The 20,605-nt window shown below is 38.1% G+C and carries 14 protein-coding genes; 2 read left to right on the top strand and 12 right to left on the bottom strand.

Features of this window, described 5'->3' with window-relative positions:
- Positions 1-7 precede the first annotated feature (7 nt).
- The 3 genes from CRO54_RS15930 to ku form a co-directional block, all read right to left on the bottom strand.
- On the bottom strand, positions 8-358 hold the full coding sequence (locus CRO54_RS15930; RefSeq protein ID WP_138765852.1) for a hypothetical protein: 351 nt from the start codon (positions 356-358) through the stop codon (positions 8-10).
- A gap of 683 nt (positions 359-1,041) precedes the next feature.
- On the bottom strand, positions 1,042-3,474 hold the full coding sequence (gene ligD, locus CRO54_RS15925; protein ID WP_097133052.1) for a DNA ligase D: 2,433 nt from the start codon (positions 3,472-3,474) through the stop codon (positions 1,042-1,044).
- A 3-nt stretch (positions 3,475-3,477) separates the two neighbouring features.
- Positions 3,478-4,242: a non-homologous end joining protein Ku gene (ku, locus tag CRO54_RS15920; protein WP_097133051.1), complete on the bottom strand. Its 765-nt coding sequence runs from the start codon at positions 4,240-4,242 to the stop codon at positions 3,478-3,480.
- A gap of 724 nt (positions 4,243-4,966) precedes the next feature.
- Here ku and CRO54_RS15915 point away from each other — a divergent pair.
- Positions 4,967-7,897, top strand: coding sequence for an N-acetylmuramoyl-L-alanine amidase (locus CRO54_RS15915; RefSeq protein WP_097133050.1), 2,931 nt, complete (start codon positions 4,967-4,969; stop codon positions 7,895-7,897).
- Positions 7,898-8,308: 411 nt separating this feature from the next.
- On the opposite strand, the gene CRO54_RS15910 is transcribed toward CRO54_RS15915, so the two are convergent.
- Together CRO54_RS15910 and mnmE are read right to left on the bottom strand one after the other, a co-directional pair.
- Positions 8,309-9,241, bottom strand: coding sequence for a hypothetical protein (locus CRO54_RS15910; protein ID WP_097133049.1), 933 nt, complete (start codon positions 9,239-9,241; stop codon positions 8,309-8,311).
- An 811-nt stretch (positions 9,242-10,052) separates the two neighbouring features.
- Positions 10,053-11,411 carry a tRNA uridine-5-carboxymethylaminomethyl(34) synthesis GTPase MnmE gene (gene mnmE / locus CRO54_RS15905; protein WP_097133048.1) on the bottom strand — a complete coding sequence of 453 codons (1,359 nt, stop codon included), beginning with the start codon at positions 11,409-11,411 and terminating at the stop codon, positions 10,053-10,055.
- Between the two features lie 433 nt (positions 11,412-11,844).
- Between mnmE and CRO54_RS15900 the strand changes: the two genes are divergently transcribed.
- A complete protein-coding gene (locus tag CRO54_RS15900; RefSeq protein ID WP_097133047.1) occupies positions 11,845-12,966 on the top strand; it encodes an AI-2E family transporter in 1,122 nt (373 codons plus the stop codon).
- Between the two features lie 184 nt (positions 12,967-13,150).
- On the opposite strand, the gene CRO54_RS15895 is transcribed toward CRO54_RS15900, so the two are convergent.
- The 7 genes from CRO54_RS15895 to kbl form a co-directional block, all read right to left on the bottom strand.
- Positions 13,151-13,945 carry a sulfite exporter TauE/SafE family protein gene (locus tag CRO54_RS15895; protein WP_240775128.1) on the bottom strand — a complete coding sequence of 265 codons (795 nt, stop codon included), beginning with the start codon at positions 13,943-13,945 and terminating at the stop codon, positions 13,151-13,153.
- 90 nt (positions 13,946-14,035) lie between these two features.
- Positions 14,036-15,808 (bottom strand): arginine--tRNA ligase, encoded by a 1,773-nt coding sequence (argS, locus tag CRO54_RS15890; RefSeq protein WP_097133046.1) that lies wholly within the window; start codon positions 15,806-15,808, stop codon positions 14,036-14,038.
- Between the two features lie 203 nt (positions 15,809-16,011).
- The gene (locus CRO54_RS15885) at positions 16,012-16,587 is read right to left on the bottom strand and encodes a TetR/AcrR family transcriptional regulator (RefSeq protein ID WP_097133045.1); all 576 of its coding nucleotides are present in this window, start codon (positions 16,585-16,587) and stop codon (positions 16,012-16,014) included.
- Entirely contained in the window at positions 16,587-17,000 is a 414-nt protein-coding gene (locus tag CRO54_RS15880; RefSeq protein ID WP_097133044.1) for a Rieske (2Fe-2S) protein, read from the bottom strand. The genes CRO54_RS15885 and CRO54_RS15880 overlap by 1 nt, the downstream gene beginning before the upstream one ends.
- Position 17,001: 1 nt before the next feature.
- The gene (pheS, locus tag CRO54_RS15875; RefSeq protein WP_097133043.1) at positions 17,002-18,042 is read right to left on the bottom strand and encodes a phenylalanine--tRNA ligase subunit alpha; all 1,041 of its coding nucleotides are present in this window, start codon (positions 18,040-18,042) and stop codon (positions 17,002-17,004) included.
- Positions 18,043-18,384: 342 nt separating this feature from the next.
- Positions 18,385-19,287: an alpha/beta hydrolase gene (locus CRO54_RS15870; protein WP_097133042.1), complete on the bottom strand. Its 903-nt coding sequence runs from the start codon at positions 19,285-19,287 to the stop codon at positions 18,385-18,387.
- Positions 19,288-19,342: 55 nt separating this feature from the next.
- A complete protein-coding gene (kbl, locus tag CRO54_RS15865) occupies positions 19,343-20,533 on the bottom strand; it encodes a glycine C-acetyltransferase (protein ID WP_097133041.1) in 1,191 nt (396 codons plus the stop codon).
- Positions 20,534-20,605: the final 72 nt, after the last annotated feature.

Raw genomic sequence — 20,605 nt, 5'->3', positions numbered from 1 at the left:
AAATAGCTTAGTTTGTTTTTAGCTGCTTTGGATCATTTACTACAATTTGCAACTTCTCTTTGTAAAGTGTTACCTTACCAGTAACGCAAATACGCTTATTTTCGAACAAGTTTACTGGGTCTTTTTCGAATTTAGATCTATCAGCTTTAAATACCACTATTGTAATTACTTCTTTCGGAAAACTACCGCCTAAGTTCAACAAACTCAAATTATCTAACGAACGAGCACTATAAACTGAATCGCAAAGCGTAACCTCTTTACCCACATGGTTAACTACATCTTTAATAGCAACTGTAGTTTGGCTTTTAGCCATAAAAAAAACGATACAAAGCGTAAAGGTTAATAGGAGTTTCTTCATGTATCGAAGATAACAAATACAACTTTAAGCTATACGCTTTTTAAGAATAAAATTTAGAGCGTTCATTTGATATAAATTAACTACTCATACAATAAATGATTGTAATGATAATGATGATGATGAATAATATCTTCATCCAATCAGCTTGACGTTCTCCTTTAGCTGCCATACATATTTGGTTTGTATAACAACTAATTTACTCTAATTTAATTTTAATTTAAAACTTTTAGTTGTGAAAAATTAAGGATAGTTTGAACCAACGAAAATACAATAGCCCCTATTAATCTATTTTAAAGCACATCATTTCTATATCAAATGAAACCATCAAGTAGCAAAGCTTTAGTTTTGGTTCATAGCAATTCACTGAATTTAAAATCTGCCGCATTTTCATTATCTTTAAACTACCATCAACCATAGCTACATCTAACTATAGTACTGTCATCAAAAAAACCTTATTTTTATATAAGCTATAGTTACGTTTAAGCGACATTATAGCGACTTTTCTTTGGGTATCGCTTGGGTATGGTCTACTTCTAGTTAGGGCATAGTGCGCCTAAGCTCGGCGAATGGTTTGTATCCGCTTCTACGGAATCGATACTTTACAGAACAAGACCCGAACCAAGTACGAACATTATTTTTGCAATACCGATTGCTTTAGCATCCAATCTAATCCCAACCCTAACCTAACCCAGCTTAATCTTATTTTTCACTTTGTAAATATCCTTCCACAAATCTCCTATTTTGTTTAACCGTTCTTTGAGACTGAAAATAGTGAAGTCAATGATACTTAAATCTTCATTCACTTCGTCCCAATTTAAAGGAGTAGAAACAGTAGCACCAGGTTTTGGCCTTAGGGAATATGGCGCCACAATGGTTTGCCCCTTTCTGTTCTGCAAGTAATCTAGGTAAATTTTGTTTTTGCGTTTACTCGGGCTACGTTCTAAACTGGTCAAATCCGGGTGTTGTTCGTAGACCAAGCCTGCAATGTAATGCGTAAAGTTCTTAGACACCTCGTAATCATAGCCATGTAACGGCACTACAATATGAATGCCTTTAGAACCCGAAGTTTTCACGAACGAAGTGATGTTTAGCTGATCTAAAATTTCTTTGGCGGTCAGAGCTACTTTTACGGCATCTTTAAAATCAACGCCATGCGGATCTAAATCTAAAACAGCAAAAAGTGGCGCATCTGGTTTGCGATAGGTACTGATCCAAGGGTTAATTTCGATACAGCCCAAATTGGCCATCCACAGTAAAGTGGCCTCATCGTTACAGATCAAATAATCTATCTCTTTTTTAAGATGTTCGGAAGTTAAGGATGCATATTTAACCCAACCCGGAATTTGTTCCGTATTCAAGTCCTTTTGAAAAAACCCCGCTTGTTTTATCCCATTCGGATGTCTGTTCAGCGAAAGTGGCCTATCTTTTAAATGTGGCAAAATATGAGGGGCAATCTCTTGATAATAGCGCACCATTTCGCCTTTGGTGATTTTCTCCTCTGGCCAATACAACTTGTGCTGATTGGTTAGCTTCACTGTTTTTCTACCAAACTTTATAGTCTGCTCCTCTGGTGTTTCTTTGGTATTTTTTGATGCGGGTATTTCCAGCTTTATATCTTTAGGCTTTTTATCGTCTCTTATGCCTTTAAATACGGGATGGCGCAAATGCTGATTTTCCGTCCATTCCGAAAAAGTGACTTCGCACACGACTTTAGGTTTTACCCAAGTTACATTTCGCTCTTGCGCTACTTTCTCCGCTAAGGGTTTATCTTTGGTAACCAGCGATTTTAGCAAGGTAAAAATCTCCTTTAACGATTGCTCAGTAAAGCCCGTTCCGCAATTGCCAATATAGGTCAGTTTTCCTTTTGCGGCCTGTACCGCCAATACTAAAGCGCCAAAGTAATTTCTTTCTCCCGCAGGCTTGGTGTAACCCACAATAATGGCCTCTTGCCCTTGTTGCAACTTTATCTTTTGCCAATTGGCACTCCGCATGCCACTGCTATAAATGCTATCGACCTTTTTAGCCATAATGCCTTCCCAACCTTTTTGTGCTGCCTGTTTCAATAGTACCTCGCCCTTCATCGAAGCGGCATTAACCATTTCAATTTCTTTTTGCTGATGCTTGGATAGCAAGGTAGCCAGCAATTGTTTGCGTTGCAGCAATGGAATTTCTCTAACATCGGCACCGTTAATCTCCAAAACATCGAAAATGGCATACTTTAGTGACGGCTTCTTCTTAGTCGAACCATAATTTTGCAAAGTCTGAAAATTAGTGCGATCTTTCTCTCTCACTACAATTTCTCCATCTAAAACGGCATCGATAGCTAAATTCGCTAGCGCCTTCAACACTGTTGGATAGTCATCACCTAAGTTTTTTCCATTTCTGGAAGTAAGCGAGGCTTTACCATTTTTCACCACCGCAATCCCCCTATAGCCATCTAGTTTCTCTTCAAAGATCCAGTCATCATTATCCATCACATGTTTCACCAATTTGGCGAGCATGGGTTTGTAATCCTCTTTTTTAAGTTCGGGTTTTACGGGCTTGGGCAATTCAGCTATTTCCTTTTTAAAATCTTTCCCCAGCTTCTTTACTTTGGCAGTCACCTCATCTTCGGCACTATACTTTCTATCTACCGCATATTTATCTCGATGCTTAATGAGCAACCAAGCATTTTGTTCACTGTCTTTCATGCGCACCAGGGCAAATTCGCCTCTCAGTATCTTGCCATGCAACACAATTTTTAAATTACCACTTTGCAAACCCTGCTGTAGGCTGTCTTTCTTGTCGTCAATAGCTTCGTAAGTTCCTTCATCAAAAATATGTACCACACCAGCGCCATAATTTCCTTTCGGGATAATGCCCTCAAAGGACTTGTAATCATAGGGATGATCTTCTACCATCATCGCCAAACGCTTGTCTTTGGGATTTAGAGAGGGGCCTTTAGGCACTGCCCAACTTTTAAGCACACCATCCAGTTCTAAACGAAAATCGTAATGCAGGTGCGATGCATGATGCCTTTGCACTACGAAAGCAAGTTTTTTGCCTTTACCTTTTCCGCCAGTGGGCTCTGTAGTTTCTTTGAAATTCCGTTTCTCGGTATATTTAGCTAGCGACATTATTTAAGCTCCTTTCTTGCTTAGGCTTTGCATCAATTGCTCATATAAATCATCGCTCACACGTTTTTCTGGCTGCATTTTTTTAACTACCACTTTTTTGCCTTTGGCTTTGGCACGTATAATTTTCATCAACTCTTTGCTATACTCATCTTTAAAAGCCGAAATATCGAAATCTGCACTGTATTGTTTAATCAACGCCATGCCCACTTCCAATTCTTTAGGCTTGATGGTTACCGCATCAATTTCTAGCTCCTTTTTGGCCCTTATTTCTTCTTCGAACCTAATTTTGGTGATTACCAGCATGTCATCTAAGGGATGGATGACACAGAGATTTTCGCTACTTCTCAGTACAAAGCGAGCTAAACCAGCTTTTTTACTTTTTTGAAGTGCCTTCAACAATAAAGAATAGGCTTTTTTCCCTTGCGGTTCGGGTTGTGTATAGTAAGATGTTTCGTAGTAGATCGGGTTGATATCGGCAATGTCTACGAAGCTTTCCAGTTCAATGAGCTTATTTTTCTCTGGCAATGCACTGGCAAAATCGTCGTCCTCCAAAATCACATAGTTATCTTTGAGCAAAAAACCTTTCACAATACGTTCGTAAGGTACTTCTTTGCCGCTACGTTCGTTTACACGATGGAATTTAATTTTTGCTAAATCTTTGCCATCTAGCATATCTAAATCGAGATTACTGTTTTGTATCGCCGAGAATAATTTCACTGGAATATTCACTAAACCAAAGCCTATAGCTCCTTTCCAAATAGATTTCATTGTTTTTTATTTAGTTGATGACCGCACTTCAACAGTTCAATAAACTATTGAGGTTCAAATCAAAAACAGTCGGTAAAGCGAATGGTTTTAATAAATAAAGGCTAGTGAATCGATCTTATTATTCAACGCATTGCTTCTATTGTATCTATGGTAACCAATCAGTTTTGGGGATTAATCCGCAGGCCTGTTCTATACCATCAATCCTAAATCAATTGGGATCGTAAAACAATTGAATGATTTCAGTCGCCCGTAAGGCTACCTGTAAATGGAAGCAGAGGCTATTTCAGCAACGACCTGAACACTAGCGGACTCGAAGAAACTAAGCTTCTTACCACAATCTAACGAGTTCCAGAGGATATGGCTTTGCAGTCTCAATATTTAGCCTTGCGGTTTTAACTTGATCCAATAGAAAGATCCTTCCTACCGAAGCAAGTTCGGCACATGCCTACCTTCTTAATTAATTGTTGTAAATACTACCGCATTAAGATCACAGACTATACCAAAGTTTATTCGCCACAAATCCGGGATGACGATAATAGGAAAGGAACTCTCAAAGTTTTTGGTATGCGGTTTTCTACGTGATTTACAATACAAAACCGCATTAAGTTGCATTTATAATTTATTATTCTTACACTTACATTACCAAATAGTTACCTGTGAAATAAAGTGTGCTCTTTTTTGCATTTATTTTTCTATTAAAACTTTACGTTAAAATATATTTAATATGAGAAGAAAAATACCCTTTATTTTAAAAACCATTATTTTGGTTTTTGTATTGTCCTATAGCGCCATGGCACAAGTCAAAAGAACCAACGAAGACTTGATTAAATTGGTAGATAAAAACTTAAGCTCGCCCATAAAAAAAAGAGTCTATGGAAACGGTGATGTGTTTTTGCAAAGAGACATGAACGACTTTCTTTCCAATACCGACCGCGACCGGAAAGCCGCGATAGAAAAACAAAATCAATCAGCCAAGCTCCAAGGAGCTGTTATTGAATATGACCATGGTGGCGAAGACCATGAACACCTTGCCGAAATTTTAAATCGTCCGCATCCGTCTGTGGCAACAACAGAAAAATATCTTGACGACGCAGCAGCCGAATTTCGGGTACCTGCAATCATATTGAAAGCTGCCGCTCAAGTACAAAGTAATTGGGCCCAAACAGGACCGTCTTTTTATGGCTCTTACGGAATGATGGGTTTGATCGAATCGGATCACATCAAACAAATTACACTTGCTGCAAGTTTGACGAAGTCAAGTGTCGAAGATATAAAAAATGAGGCCAAAGCAAATATTAGAGCTGCAGCTGCGTTATTAGCCTATTATCAAAAAGGCAAACCTACATCAGCTAATTTAACGGATTGGTTTGAGGCAACAAGAGATTTGACGGGCTTGAGCAACGAAGAGATGAAGACTTCGCTAGCCACAAGTTTTTACAATGTGATCAAAAACGGAAGTAAAACGGTATCGCTTTGGAGAGAAATTATTCAAATTGACGCTCAACCAGTTGTTATTCCTGAATATAAAATCCGATCTGAAAAAAAAACTGAGAATGTTGGAAATGTTATTCAAGCAGGCACCGATTATCCAACTGCAATAAATAGAATGACTACTTGTAATTATGCTTCAGGGCGCAACGGCTATGGCGTCGATTACTACTTTGTTCATTATATGGCTACCGGAACTTATGCTGGTGCCATATCTTGGTTTAGTGATTGTACACGTACTACATCATCAAGCGCTAATTATTGTATTCGAAATTCTGATGGCGAAATATCGCAGGTAGTAAGAGAAAGCGACAGAGCTTATGCACAAGGTGTAACTGGTCAGCCACAATGGAATGGTGCAGGCATAAGTACAGAACATGAAGTTTTAGCGACTAACTTGGCCATGTGGGATAGCGAACCCATGCTAGTTGCTGCGGCAAACCTAGCTATAGATGTTTGTAATAGAAATAACATTCCAAGAGTAAGAAGAGGAACCAATGGGGACCGTGGCATATATGGTCATAATGATGTTAAAACTGGTACCGACTGCCCAAATTTGACTGCTGCACGTTGGACAAATTTATTGAACAGAATTGCCGGTGGTGTGATCATTCCGACAGTTTCGTTACCAACGCTATACTACATCACAGGTACAGGAGGTTCTAATGTAGTAAATGCAGCGTGGAAAGCCAATACCGAGCCTACATTAAAGGGATATCGCTTATATTATGCCTCAGACGACGATTTTAACGGCTGGGCCTTAGCTGCTGATGAATCTACTTTAACCCCCACCACCACAAGTATCAGTTTAAGCCCCAATCAATTTTCAGTGGTGCCTACCACTACCGCTGTTCATTTTAAATTGACTGCGGTGGTTACCAATGGCAGTAATCCCGATGTTGAAAGCGCACCAAGTGATGTTTATAGTAGAACTGTAAATACTACCACAGGGCCAAGAGTCCTTATTGTTGACGCATTTGATCGAATTAACAATTATAAATCAAGATCGCACAATTTTGCTGCCATTTATTTTAATACGTTAAAAGATAATGCCACCATGCGAATTAATGCTGCAGCCGACGAGATGATAGACGCAGGAACCATTTTATTAAGTGACTACGATATGGTGTTGTGGTTTACTGGAGACGATTCTACAACTGACAAAATTTTTAACGGAACAAATAAAACAAAAGTTAAAACTTTCTTAGATAATGGTGGAAAACTGTTAATTACAGGATCAGAAATCGCATGGAATTTAGGACGGCCTGGGGGAGGTGAATTAGATATAAGTTTTATGAATAACTATTTGAAGGCAAATTATATTAGTGACGGCGTGATCACAGATTCACCTGTATCAGGCGTAATGGGAGGTCCATTTGAGGGCGTAACATTCAATCTTGGCGAGAATTATCAAACAGCATATCCTGATAATATCAGCCCTTTTGGCACCGCAATAACAATTTTAAATTATAATACAGCAGGACGTTTTGGCGGAATTGCCTACAAAGGTACATTTGGCTCGGGAACAACCCCTGGTGGAATTATTTTTCTTGGATTCCCACTAGAAACTGCACCTCAAGCACAGATTACAACTTTTATGGCAAGAGCATTGGCCTATTTTGAGGTAACTTTGCCAGTTACACTAGTTGACTATCATGCGACACTGCAAAACACAGGAGTTGTTAAGTTACAGTGGCAAACCGCTTCTGAAACTGATAACAAAGAATTCATCCTCTCCAGATCAGTGGATGGGCAGCAGTTTAACATTGTTGGTAAAGTAGTAGGTTCTGGAAATACAACAACCGGTAGTAATTATGTTTTTTACGATAAAAAACCAGTGAATGGTATTAATTATTATCGATTGGAACAACAAGACCTTGACGGCAAAATAACAGATTTAGGGGTACGAGTGGTTAATGTGTCTTTAACTGACAACAAAGTAGAAATTTATCCAAACCCTACGCAAGATATCGTTAACGTTGCGTTTGTAGCAGGTCTTTATCATCAAATACAGCTGATAGATGGCAACGGTAAAATATTAAAGCAAATCCCATTAAACAGCTCAACAACGCAAACAGCTATCAGTTTAAGCAATGTAGCTTCGGGCATCTACCTACTAAGATTGAACGGTAATACACCTCTAGTAAAAAAGATTATAAAAAACTAGTGTTAATGATTTTTAACAGTACCGTAGGTGTTATCCTACGGTAATTTGTTTAATTATGGCATTGAACTTTTAAAATAAGTAAATTATTTTCTGGGAGAATTAAATCTATAATTCTACTATTTTTTTGTTTACGATCTAAGCTTTATTGATATGTCGGGGAGCAACAATTATTTGTTGATTTTTGTCCGAAATTTATATTGAACAACATTTAGCTAATTTCTTTTTCTTGAAGAACATTGTCGTATTAGTATTGGTGGTAACGTTTCGGGGCTTTGCGATGGTGGGGCAATCGAAGCGAAAATCTTCAATTTTGCACAACAGTTCAATCGAAGAACTACTGTTGAGCTTTGCAGATCTTGTCCCGACCCTTCGGGATTCGCCCCACTATTGCAAAACCCTTGTTAGCGGAAGTTAAAATTTCCAATAAGTTATTTTATCTGGTTTATCATATTCGTAACTTATGAATGCTTTTTGTTCGTCAAAAAGCTGAGCAATTCTTACCTTTTCGTCAAGTATTATTTCTTCTTCAATTTTTTGTTTTAGAAGCGAATAAACCCAGTATTTATTATTGTGAATAAGATATAGCGTTTCTTCATTTTCAGAAACAATGAATTGGTCAAAGTGAAAATCAAATTTAAGTTCACTTTTGTTTGTTAGGTCTGACTTTGAGTAAATATCAATTTGATTTAATGGTTCAATTTTTTCGTGAGTGTTTGAAGTAGCTTCAATTAACTTACCTAAATGTAAATAAAATTTGTCTGATTTACTTTTATGTGCTTTGTAGAAAATAGCAGTTTGTAAAATTTCTTTTAGTTTGTTAGTCTGTAAATCATATTGCTGTATACTTCCAGCTTTGGGGCAAAAAAGCAAATACGTATTCTCACTTTCTTTATAAATTCCTCTACAAGTTTTTACTTTTTTCTTTAATCCTTTTTCAGTTTCATAGTTGTAAACAAAAAGAAAATCAGCATTATAGTTCATCAGTAAAAGTGTGTCTTTGTCATTTGATGAAATATAATCGCTGTATTTTTGGATGCCCTTTTCAAATTTTTTGATAATTGAAAAGTCGATTTTGTTAATCAGAAATATTTTATTGTCTGTTACAGCGAATATGTTTCTTTTGTCGGGATTGAAGTATAAGCAACGTACAGAATTCTTTATTGATGCTGTTTTTAATTCTTTACCATCCTCAAAAGAAAGTTGTCTTAATTTCATAGAAGGATATGATGAACCCCAACCGTCCGAAATATAAAATTTTGTTTTGTCGAATGGGTCAATCATTGGTGTTAGTCCACCAAAAATTCCGTTTTTTAATTCCGTTGCCCAAGTTTCTTTTGGTTTCATAGAGTGGTCTGGATTAATTTCCGCTAACTCTCAAATATACGCAATACAATATAGTTAGTAAAAAAAATAAAATCCTCTTTAAGTTAATAAAAAAGCACTTTGGGCAACTTTACTTATTGCGTTTTTTAAGTAGTCTTTTAAGAAATCGTACCTAAAAAACGCAGCATATTACCATTTAATTTTATCCAAAGGCCTAATCACTCCATGTAATCTTTTTTACCAAATTGTGCATATATTAAGATAGTTTTAATATCTACTCATGTGGTTGGTGTTGTTACCAATCATTTTAATTTATCTTTTACGTGGTATAACGATCACAATAAATATGAATGAATTTTGATAGTAAGTTTTACTAATCCTCCCTCTTATTCTCCCTCCAAAGGGAGACGCATGATGGTTATAGCGATTTGCTTATCCGAAATACCAATGTTATGGTGATAACAATAGCACATGCTAAACTAGCCAGTTATTTAACCATCTCTGGCTTCGCCATCTATTGATAAGTATGTATGTTTATTCTGTATCAATGAGCTTCGGTTCTCCCTGAAAGGGCGAGAGGAGCAGGAATTAATGGCCTGTTTGTCTTTGAGTGCTTAAGTAGCGCATTTAACCTACTACCGCATTACGATCCCGTATCGAATACGGAATGACGGATTATTAATGGTTTCTGCAAAACATGGCTAGAGTACCAATTGACAATTTTCGTTATTTGATGATTTTACCCTCTAGTTCCACCAGCACGTTCTATCTGGTCTCTTTTCTTTCTTTGAACGTAATTTGAGTATTGGTTTTTTTTCTAAATCAATTTTAGCTACTTGCCAATGCAAAACTTCGTAAAGATGTTTTCTAGCAGGTCATCGGTAGTTACCGTGCCTGTAATTTCGCCCAGGTAATGCAATGCCTGCTTGATATCCATCGCTAAAAAATCAGAAGTTATCGGATTGTAAATATTCTCCAGTACGCTATTTAAAGAGTTTTGGGTTTGCTTTAACGCTTCTACGTGGCGAATGTTGGTGACCAAGGTTTCACTAGTGTTAACGTTGCTTAAATTCACTTTTTCTAACAAAGTCGCTTCCAACACATCCATACCTATTTTATCCCTTGCGGATATTAGCAAGGCATTGTGCTCTTTATAAAAATTGCTTTGCGTTGCGCTTAGTAGCTCTGCCTTGTTTACGATGAACAAGAATGGCGTATCCTGTTTACCCAATTCAGTCAACTGTTTTAACACTTCGCTTTCTTCCTCTTGCGCATCTACCATGTAAATGATTAGCTTGGCCTGTTTCATTTTTTCTAAACTGCGCTCCACTCCTTTGGCCTCAATCACATCGGCAGTTTCACGGATCCCTGCAGTATCAATAAACCTAAAAACTACCCCGTTGATATTAATCTCGTCTTCGATGGTATCACGGGTAGTACCTGCAATATCACTTACAATGGCACGTTCTTCGTTTAACAAAGCATTTAACAAAGTTGATTTCCCTACATTAGGTTTACCAGCAATAACCACAGGCACACCATTTTTAATCACGTTTCCTACTTCAAAAGAGTGGATTAGACGTTGCAGCACTTTATTGATGCGCTGTACCAACTCTTGCAACTGGTCGCGATTGGCAAATTCTACATCTTCCTCCGCAAAGTCCAATTCTAGTTCAATCATACTGGCAAAGTGGATCAGTTGTTCACGCAAGCCTTTTAACTCGTTAGAAAAACCGCCACGCATCTGCTGCATGGCTACGTCGTGAGAGGCTTTACTATCCGAAGCAATCAGATCGGCCACGGCCTCTGCCTGACTTAAATCTAAGCCCCCATTAAGGAAAGCACGTAAAGTAAATTCGCCGGGCTTGGCGGCTCTTGCGCCTTTACTGATCAATAAGCTTATGATCTGTTGAATGATGTAGTTAGAACCATGGCAAGAAATCTCTACCACATTTTCTTTAGTATAAGATTTCGGTCCTACAAATAACGATACGACCACCTCATCGACTACTATCGCTCCGTCTTTGATTAAACCGAAGTGTAAGGTATGGGTAGCCTGCTTTTCTAAATCCTTGCCGCCGAAAACCTGATTGGTTAAAGAAATAGCTGCTGGTCCAGATAGTCGGATGACTCCAATAGCGCCACTTCCAGGAGGCGTAGATAAAGCAATAATGGTATCGTTATTTAACATGGTGCAAAAGTAAGGTTTTTGGTTGAGTTATCAGGGGTCAGGAATCAGCGGCTAGGGATTAGGAGTTAGGGGTTAGTTGGTTCATTGTCGATAGTTGATGATTCATAGTTGATAGTTCATGGTTGTTGGCTCATGGTTGTTAGTTGGGGTTAATCGGAAGGTCAGAGGAGTTAGCAAAATGTAAGTTATAAATATGAACAGCTATACAAATCACCGAATCAACAAATCGCCAGCTAACCGATCAACTAATGCCAATCACCAAATCACAATACCCAACGTTCAAACAAATACCTGAATCCTGACTACTGATACCTGACCCCTAATCAACCAACCTCCGTACTAATACCTGACCCCTAAATCCTAATCCCTTTTACCTAAATAAAACAATTTACCTACTTTAGTGTTAGGCAATAAATTTACGACCATCTTCATCATGAAAGAACTCCCATTAACGGTAAAACGCTCCATAGAATTATTAGGTCTTTGCTTGTGTATCGGTATTTTCGCTGTTGCTAGCGATATCATTATGCCGGTAATCATGGCATTTTTCATTTCAATTCTATTGTTACCTATTTATCGTTTTTTAAGGAAATACAAATTCCCTGAAGCTCTAGCGATCATCCTACCTATTTTATTGGTTTTCATTTTCATTGCTGGTGTCATCTGGTTCTTTTCTGCGCAAATAGGGATTTTAGTTAATGACTTCCCCCAGATTAAGGAAAATGTAGCCAAGCATTTACAATCTTTACAACAGTGGATCAGCAGTTTCACTGATTTTTCTATAGGTAAACAAAAGCAATTCATTACCGAGAAAAGTGATGATATGCTGAATATGGCGGGAAAGGCAGCAAGTGGTGCTGCAGTAACGTTAAGTGGTATTTTTGTTTTCCTCGGACTAATTCCCATCTATATTTATCTGATTCTTTTTTATAAGGATATCCTATTGCGTTTTGTGTTCATGTGGTTTAAGCCTGAGCACCATCCTAAAGTAAAGGAAGCTACCTACGAAGCAGAAGCCATTATCAAGAATTACTTGGTCGGTTTATTGATTCAGATCACCTATATGACCATTCTATTAGGTGGAACACTGATGTTATTCGGTATTAAACATGCTTTATTAATTGGTGTAATCTTCGCGATCTTAAACTTGATTCCTTACGTTGGGGCTTTAATTGGAAATGTTTTAGGTGTACTCATTACTTTGACCTCATCTACTGAATTAGGCCCTGTAATTACCGTACTATTGGTGATTGCTGTAGTTCAGTTCTTCGACAATAATATTTTGATGCCTCGTATTGTAGGATCAAAAGTCAAGATAAACGCCTTAATTTCTATTCTCGGCGTTGTAATTGGCGGAACTATTGCAGGTATCTCGGGTATGTTTTTGTCCATGCCAATTATTGCGGTGTTAAAAGTAATTTTTGATAGGACGGAAACCTTCAAACAGTGGGGTGCTTTATTTGGTGATGAGCGACCAGCGAAGAGTCCGATGAGCTTTTCAATTTACCGGAAAAAAGTAGATGTGAAGACGAAATCGGGGACGATAAAGGAGTAGTCTGAAGTGGTCAGTAGACAGTGGTCAGTTTTCAATGAGGTTAACTGTTTAATTGGTTAATTGTAGAGGTGGTGATTTGATGATTCGCTAAACTGCGTATTTACTTAAAACTTCCCGACTACCTACTTTACAGACTTCCTTACTAATTCCTGACCACTGGCACCTCATACCTGGCCACTAATCCCTACTTCAAAAACACATCGTAAGCGAACCTCAAAATTGTTCCGAACACAACGATTAAGAAGAAAATACGGATAAACTTATTTCCTTTTAGTAAAGCGAGCTTAGCACCTAGGAAAGACCCAAGCACATTAAAAATAGCCATTGGGATCGCATATTCGAAAAGTACATGACCAGTAGAACTGAAATACACCAATGCAGCCAAGTTAGTGCCTACGTTTACAATTTTAGCGTGGGCACTGGCACCAACAAAGTCGAAACCTAGGATACCTACAAAAGCAAGAATCAAAAACGAACCGGTACCTGGGCCAATCAGTCCATCATAAAAACCTATGATTAGTCCGAACAAGCAGGCTAAAAGCAGTTGTTTCTTTACTGTCTGATTTTTCTCTTGCTGTACACCAAAATTTTTATTGAAGTAGGTATATAGCGCCACAGCAACCAGCACCACTAAGATGATGGGCTTGATATGCTTGTTATCGATGGTGCTCACCAAATAGGCACCAGAAAGCGAAGCGATGAAAGCAGCAATGGTACAACTTGCCAGAATGGGCAATTTAAATTTTACTTGCTTGGCATATTTTACCGAAGCCACCGCCGTACCAGCCAATGAAGGAATTTTAACCGTACCTAATAAAGTAGCCACGGGATATTGAGGCAGAATTAACAAGGTAGCTGGGGTTTGCAACAAACCGCCACCACCTACAATGGCATCGATAAAACCTGCAGCAAATGCAGCAATGCAAAGCAATGCCAGCTCATTAAAATGTGTACTTACAAAAGTTAAAATCTCCTGCACTTAGATGAAGTTAAAAGTAAAAATTCAAAAGTAAAAACGACATTGAGCTATACAATTTTTGAATTTTTACTTTTAACTTTTGAATTAATATTACATTCTCTCAGGAACATGAATCCCTAAAATATTCATTCCAGATTTGATCACATCTGCTGCAATTTTACAGATATTTAAACGGTGTTGTTTTACCGCAGCATCTTCCTCCTTGATAATTGGCGGTACTTCGTGGTAAAACTTATTGAACAACTTCGCTACTTCATACAAATAGTTCGCAATAAACGCCGGACTGTAAGCTTTCGCCGCTTCTGAAATCTCCGCTGGATATTTAGCCAACAACATCACCATTTCCAACTCTGTTGGTGTTAGCTTGATGTTGGTATAATTAGCCTCTTCGAATTGATAATCAGCTCTGCTTAACAAAGATTTGATACGAGCGTGGGTATACTGAATAAATGGCCCTGTATTCCCTTGAAAATCGATAGACTCGGCTGGGTCGAACAATAAGCGTTTCTTAGGCTCCACTTTTAACAGGAAATACTTTAAAGCGCCCAAACCGATAGTCGTATATAAGTCTTCCTTATCGGCTTCGGAAAAATCGTTGGTTTTACCCAATTCTTCTGTCTTTTGCTTAGCCGTTTCTACCATTTCGTTCACTAAATCATCGGCATCTACTACGGTACCTTCTCGACTTTTCATCTTTCCGCTAGGTAAATCTACCATGCCATAAGACAAGTGGTAAAGACCATTAGCCCAGCTTTTACCCAGTTTCTCTAAAATCAAGAACAACACTTTGAAGTGGTAATCTTGCTCATTACCTACTACGTAAATCGACTTATCCATGCCGAAATCATCGTATTTCATTTGGGCAGTACCTAAATCTTGGGTAATGTATACCGAAGTACCATCGGCACGTAAAACCAATTTCTGGTCTAAGCCATCAGCCGTTAAGTCGATCCATACCGAGCCATCTTCTTTTTTAAAGAAAACACCCTTGGCTAAGCCTTCTTCTACGCTATCTTTTCCTAATAAATAAGTATTGCTCTCGTAGTAGTATTTATCGAAATCTACCCCTAGTTTTTTATAAGTAACATCGAAACCAGCGTAAACCCAACCATTCATTTTTTCCCACAAACCTACTACCTCGGTATCGCCTTGCTCCCATTTCAACAACATTTGTTGCGCTGCTTTAATCAATGGTGCATTTTTCTTTGCTTCGTCTTCAGTTTGCCCTTCGGCTACTAAAGTTTCAATTTCCTTTTTGTATTCCTTATCAAAAACCACATAGTATTTACCTACCAAATGGTCGCCTTTTAGGCCAGAACTTTCAGGAGTTTCGCCTCCGCCCCATTTTTCCCAAGCCAACATCGACTTACAGATATGGATCCCTCTATCGTTCACCAAGTTCACTTTAATAACATCGTAGCCATCAGCTTTTAACAGCTCAGAAACTGAGTAGCCTAATAAATTGTTACGTACGTGCCCTAAGTGTAAAGGCTTGTTGGTGTTTGGCGAAGAATATTCTACCATTACCTTTTCGCCACGAGGTTTTATGGCTAGAAAATCTGGCTGTAACAAGGTACCATTGAATAATTTTATCCAGTAGCTTTCGGCAATTACTAAGTTTAAGAAACCTTTGACTACGTTAAAGCCTTCAACTTCTGCTACGTTTTGCTGTAAATAAGTACCGATGTCGTTGGCTGTTTCTTCTGGAGATTTTTTAGAAAACCGCACAAAAGGAAATACGACGATAGTTACCTGCCCTTCAAATTCCTTACGTGTTTCTTGTATGTTGATTATATTCTCGGCAATTTCCTGCCCATATAATTCTTTAACGGCATTAACTGCGCCAGCGACGATAAAATTCATAATCGCAAAAATAGCGATTAAAGCTGAAAGCTTAAAGCCTAAAGCTAAAAGGTTTTGGGCTATATGCTATAGCTAGCATTACTCTATAATAATAATATAAAACCACGTAGACACGGAAATGAGGTTATCAAACAAACTATGCGTCTATGTGTTTCATTAAAAAATCGAAAAGATTCTTCGTTATACTCAGAATGACCGCAATTTTATAATGCTGCTTTTACCAAATAAGGCAAAATTTCCTTTTGGAAAGTGACAAAGTTCTTGCGTACATCAGCATCACTTACCGAAGTAAATGCGAAAGAGAACACGATGCTTTTGCTAGCTTTTAACAAGAATGCCAATCCACCTCTTTTAGCAGGGTTATTTTTGAAATGGTCCAACTCTAAGTATGCAGATAACAACAAAGCTTCCAACTGGTCTGAAAGGTGTTTCAAGAACTCTTGTGAGTTGGCATTTTCACGTACAAAATCCCAACCGATGAACTCGTTACAAACGGTAAATGATAAACGACAAGTTTTCATTACCAGCGCTTTTAAATGTTCTTCTTCGTTAGCAAACTGCACTTTGTTAGACAAGATACCGTGAAGATTTACATCAAGATAATCCATTAAAATAAAATCGAGAATCTGCTCTTTGCTTTCAAAATATTTATAGATAGTCGCTTTTGCAATACGGGCTTTTTTGGCTATTTCGTTTACACTGGTTTTATGATAACCGTATTTTCTAAATAGCTCTTTTGCGGCTCTGAGAATACTTTCTTTTATTTTTTCTGGCTCCATTAATTACTTACATGAATTGTACCGGTACCAGCATTTCCGGTAACAGTTACAGTATATCGCTTGAGCGATGTTTTAGCTGGTGCTTTCTGCGGACTACCGTCAAGCAACAAATATTTAGCACCAGAGCAAGGGTCTGTTGCTGTAAATCCATTATCATCGGGTGTTACAGCGCAAGCTTTCTCTGGGTTTACAGTACTACAACGGTCAAAAGCTACGTAACCATTTGGAGTTCTTACAATCATAAGACCAGCAACTCCTCTATTGGGCACCAATAAAACGCCGTTAGTTGCGGTAATCCCAAATTCTACTGTAGTGATATTATAATTAACCGGATAATCGGGCACAAAATTCTGTTCCTTTCCACAAGATGCAAAAAGTAAAAATAGGATTACTATGCCAAAATATCGTCTCATTTTATATCGTAGCTGATTGATATTGTTTCAAGAAACGCACATCGTTTTCAGAAAACAAACGTAAATCTTTGATTTCAAATTTAAGGTTGGCAATACGCTCAATTCCCATTCCGAAAGCAAAACCACTGTACTTCTTACTGTCGATACCACAGTTCTCTAAAACGTTCGGATCTACCATTCCGCAGCCTAAAATCTCTACCCAACCACTGCCTTTACACATTTGGCAGCCAGCACCTTTACAGATACTACAAGAGATATCCATTTCGGCAGATGGCTCTGTAAACGGGAAATATGATGGACGGAAACGTACTTTGGTACCTTCGCCATATAATTCTTGTACAAAATAAAATAAGGTTTGCTTTAAATCTGCGAATGAAACTTTCTCATCTACATACAAGCCTTCTACTTGGTGGAAAAAGCAATGTGCTCTTGCAGAAATTGCTTCGTTACGGTAAACACGACCTGGCATTAACGCTCTAAAAGGTGGCTGACCAGCTTCCATCATACGTACTTGCACCGAAGAAGTATGCGTACGCAAAGCGATGTCTCCTTTCTCTCCTCCTTTTTTAATGAAGAAAGTATCTTGCATATCTCTTGCCGGATGTTCTTCTGGGAAGTTTAAAGCGGAGAAGTTATGCCAATCGTCTTCAATCTCTGGACCTTCTGCAACGCTAAAACCGAGTTTATTGAAGATTTCGATGATTTCTCTACGTACAATAGCCAAAGGATGACGCGTACCCAATTCGAAACCTTCTCCCGGAAGAGTTAAATCTAATTGGTTGCCCTCAGCAGTATCTTGCGAAGCAGAAATAGTTTCATTTAAGGTCTGATATTTAGCCTCTGCCAATTGCTTGAATTGGTTAAGCACTTTACCTAAGGTTCTTTTCTCTTCTGGAGAAACCGCTTTAAATTCATCAAAAATATCCTTGATGATACCTTTAGTACCTAAAAAACGAATTCTAAATTGTTCCAGCTCTGCTGCATTGCTTGTAGAAAACGCATTGATTTCTTCTGTATACTGCGTTATTTGGTCTTGTAACATGCGCCAAATATACAGCAATTTATCCTATTATTTTGTCAAGGCGAGTTCAAAAACTTGCATAGTAATAGAATAAATACGTAAAATGAACCGAGAGCAGGTTTACGATTTCAGATTGAGGACTTACGATTGATAGCAAATAGATGATGAGATGCCATCGACGAAGTGTGCTATCCAGATTTAGCAGCTCCCTCTCTGGCTACGCCATCTCTCCAAAAGGGAGAGAATTAGCGAACTTTCTATTCTCCTCTTTTAGGGGGAGATTCCCAAACGGCAGAGAGGGGTGTAACTATTCTTTAGCTTTTATTATCTCTATCAAACTAAGCGCCTATTTTTTACTTTCTATTACAAATTAGCGTTTAAATAAGCTAACAATTCTACAAATACCAATTGAATACTTCCAGCAGTAGTAAAACTGTGATCTGCACCTGGAATTTGTACAAACTTATTGGGAACATTCTCTGAATTCAACTTCGCTACAAACTTGTCGAAAGTAGCCCTATCTTGCTTTGGCAAACCACCAACCTCATTATTTTGAGGAAAAATAGTTAACGTAGGAACTTTCTGATTGGCATTAGCCACATACAAAGGACTGATTGCTTTATAATGTTGTTCGTTAGCGACATTTACTTCGTAACCAGTGTAACGATAACCCATTTCTAGAAGCTGTGCTGGCAAGAACTGATAATTTGGAATATCTGTAAAGGTTTGGTCTAAAGCACCTGCCAAGTTAGCTACTACTTTAACTTTACCTGTATTTTTATTTCCGTAACTGTACAACAAACCTAAGGTTGCACCAGCGCTATGACCTACAACCGCAATTTTGCTCTTATTAACTTGCCATTCATCCGCTTGCGCAATTGTGTAATCTATAGCTAAACTTAAATCATCAACCTGATTAAGAACCGTTACCGCACTTTGTTTATGGGTTTGCAAGTTACTTCCATCTACCAAACGATAATTAATGTTAACCACAGCATAATTTCTTTTGACTAATTCTGCTACAGTAGTAGTGTAATCGCTTTTATCGCCTTCTATAAAACTGCCGCCATGTACAAATACGATTACTTTCGTTTCAAAATTTCTATTTGCAGGCAAGTAAACATCCATTTTTTGTAGACTATTACTACCATAGCTCACATTTAACATGGTTTTTGCTTCGAGTGGCGGTTCATTATTAGATTTTTTACACGAAGCAACAAATACTGATAAAATCACGATGCATACACTTTGTAGGAGAACTTTCATTGTTTTAATTTAATTTAAGCTGGTCGGGATCTTTAACGCCGACCAGCGATGGAAATTATTTAATTACGCCTAGCGCTTTACCAACCTTGGTAAAGGCTGCAATAGCTTTATCTAAATGATGTTGCTCATGGGCAGCCGAAAGCTGTACTCTGATACGAGCCTTACCTTGCGCTACTACCGGATAAAAGAATCCAATTACATAGATCCCTTCTTCTAGCATTTTAGCAGCAAATTCTTGAGCCACTTTTGCATCATATAACATTACCGGAACAATTGGATGAAAACCTGGCTTAATGTCAAAACCAGCTTCGGTCATTTTTTCACGGAAATATTTAGTATTATATTCTAGTTTATCACGTAAGGCAGTGGTTTCGCTCAACATATCCAATACCGCTACAGAAGCACCAGCTATAGAAGGTGCCAAAGTGTTAGAGAATAAGTATGGACGTGAACGCTGACGCAACATATCCACAATTTCTTTACGACCAGAAGTAAATCCGCCAGATGCGCCGCCTAAAGCTTTACCCAAAGTACCAGTAATGATGTCGATGCGGTCCATCACATTAAAGTGCTCGTGTGTACCTCTACCCGTTTTTCCGATAAAGCCAGAGCAGTGCGATTCGTCAATCATCACCAAAGCTTCGTACTTGTCTGCTAAATCACAGATTTTATCTAAAGGCGCAACAGAACCATCCATAGAAAAAGCACCATCGGTAACAATCATTCTATGACGACAATCCTTCGCTGCAATCAATTGCTTTTCCAGATCTTCCATATCGCAGTTTTTATAACGGAAACGTTGTGCCTTACACAAGCGAACGCCATCAATAATAGATGCGTGGTTCAACTCATCAGAAATAATTGCATCTTCTGCACCTAATAAAGGTTCAAAAACACCACCATTAGCATCAAAAGCAGCGGCATATAAAATAGTATCTTCTGTACCTAAAAACTCAGAGATTTTTGCTTCTAATTCTTTGTGAATGTTTTGTGTACCGCAGATGAAACGAACTGAAGACATGCCGTAACCATATTTATCGATTGCCTCTTTCGCAGCTTCAATTACTTTTGGGTGCGATGACAAACCTAAATAGTTATTGGCACAGAAATTAATTACCTCATCACCTGTGCTTACTTTGATATCTGCACCTTGAGGAGTAGTGATAATTCTTTCGCGTTTATATAGCCCTGCTTGCTCAATTTCAGCAAGTTCCTTTTGCAAAACGGGTTGTAAGGTTTTATACATAATCTTATTTTCTAGAATTTGGAACAAATATACTACTTTGGTTGTTTGCAACCTTAACGATGAAAGTATCGT

The organism is Pedobacter xixiisoli (genome assembly GCF_900215335.1).
GTDB lineage: Bacteria > Bacteroidota > Bacteroidia > Sphingobacteriales > Sphingobacteriaceae > Pedobacter > Pedobacter xixiisoli.
This window is presented reverse-complemented; position numbering and strand designations above follow the sequence as displayed.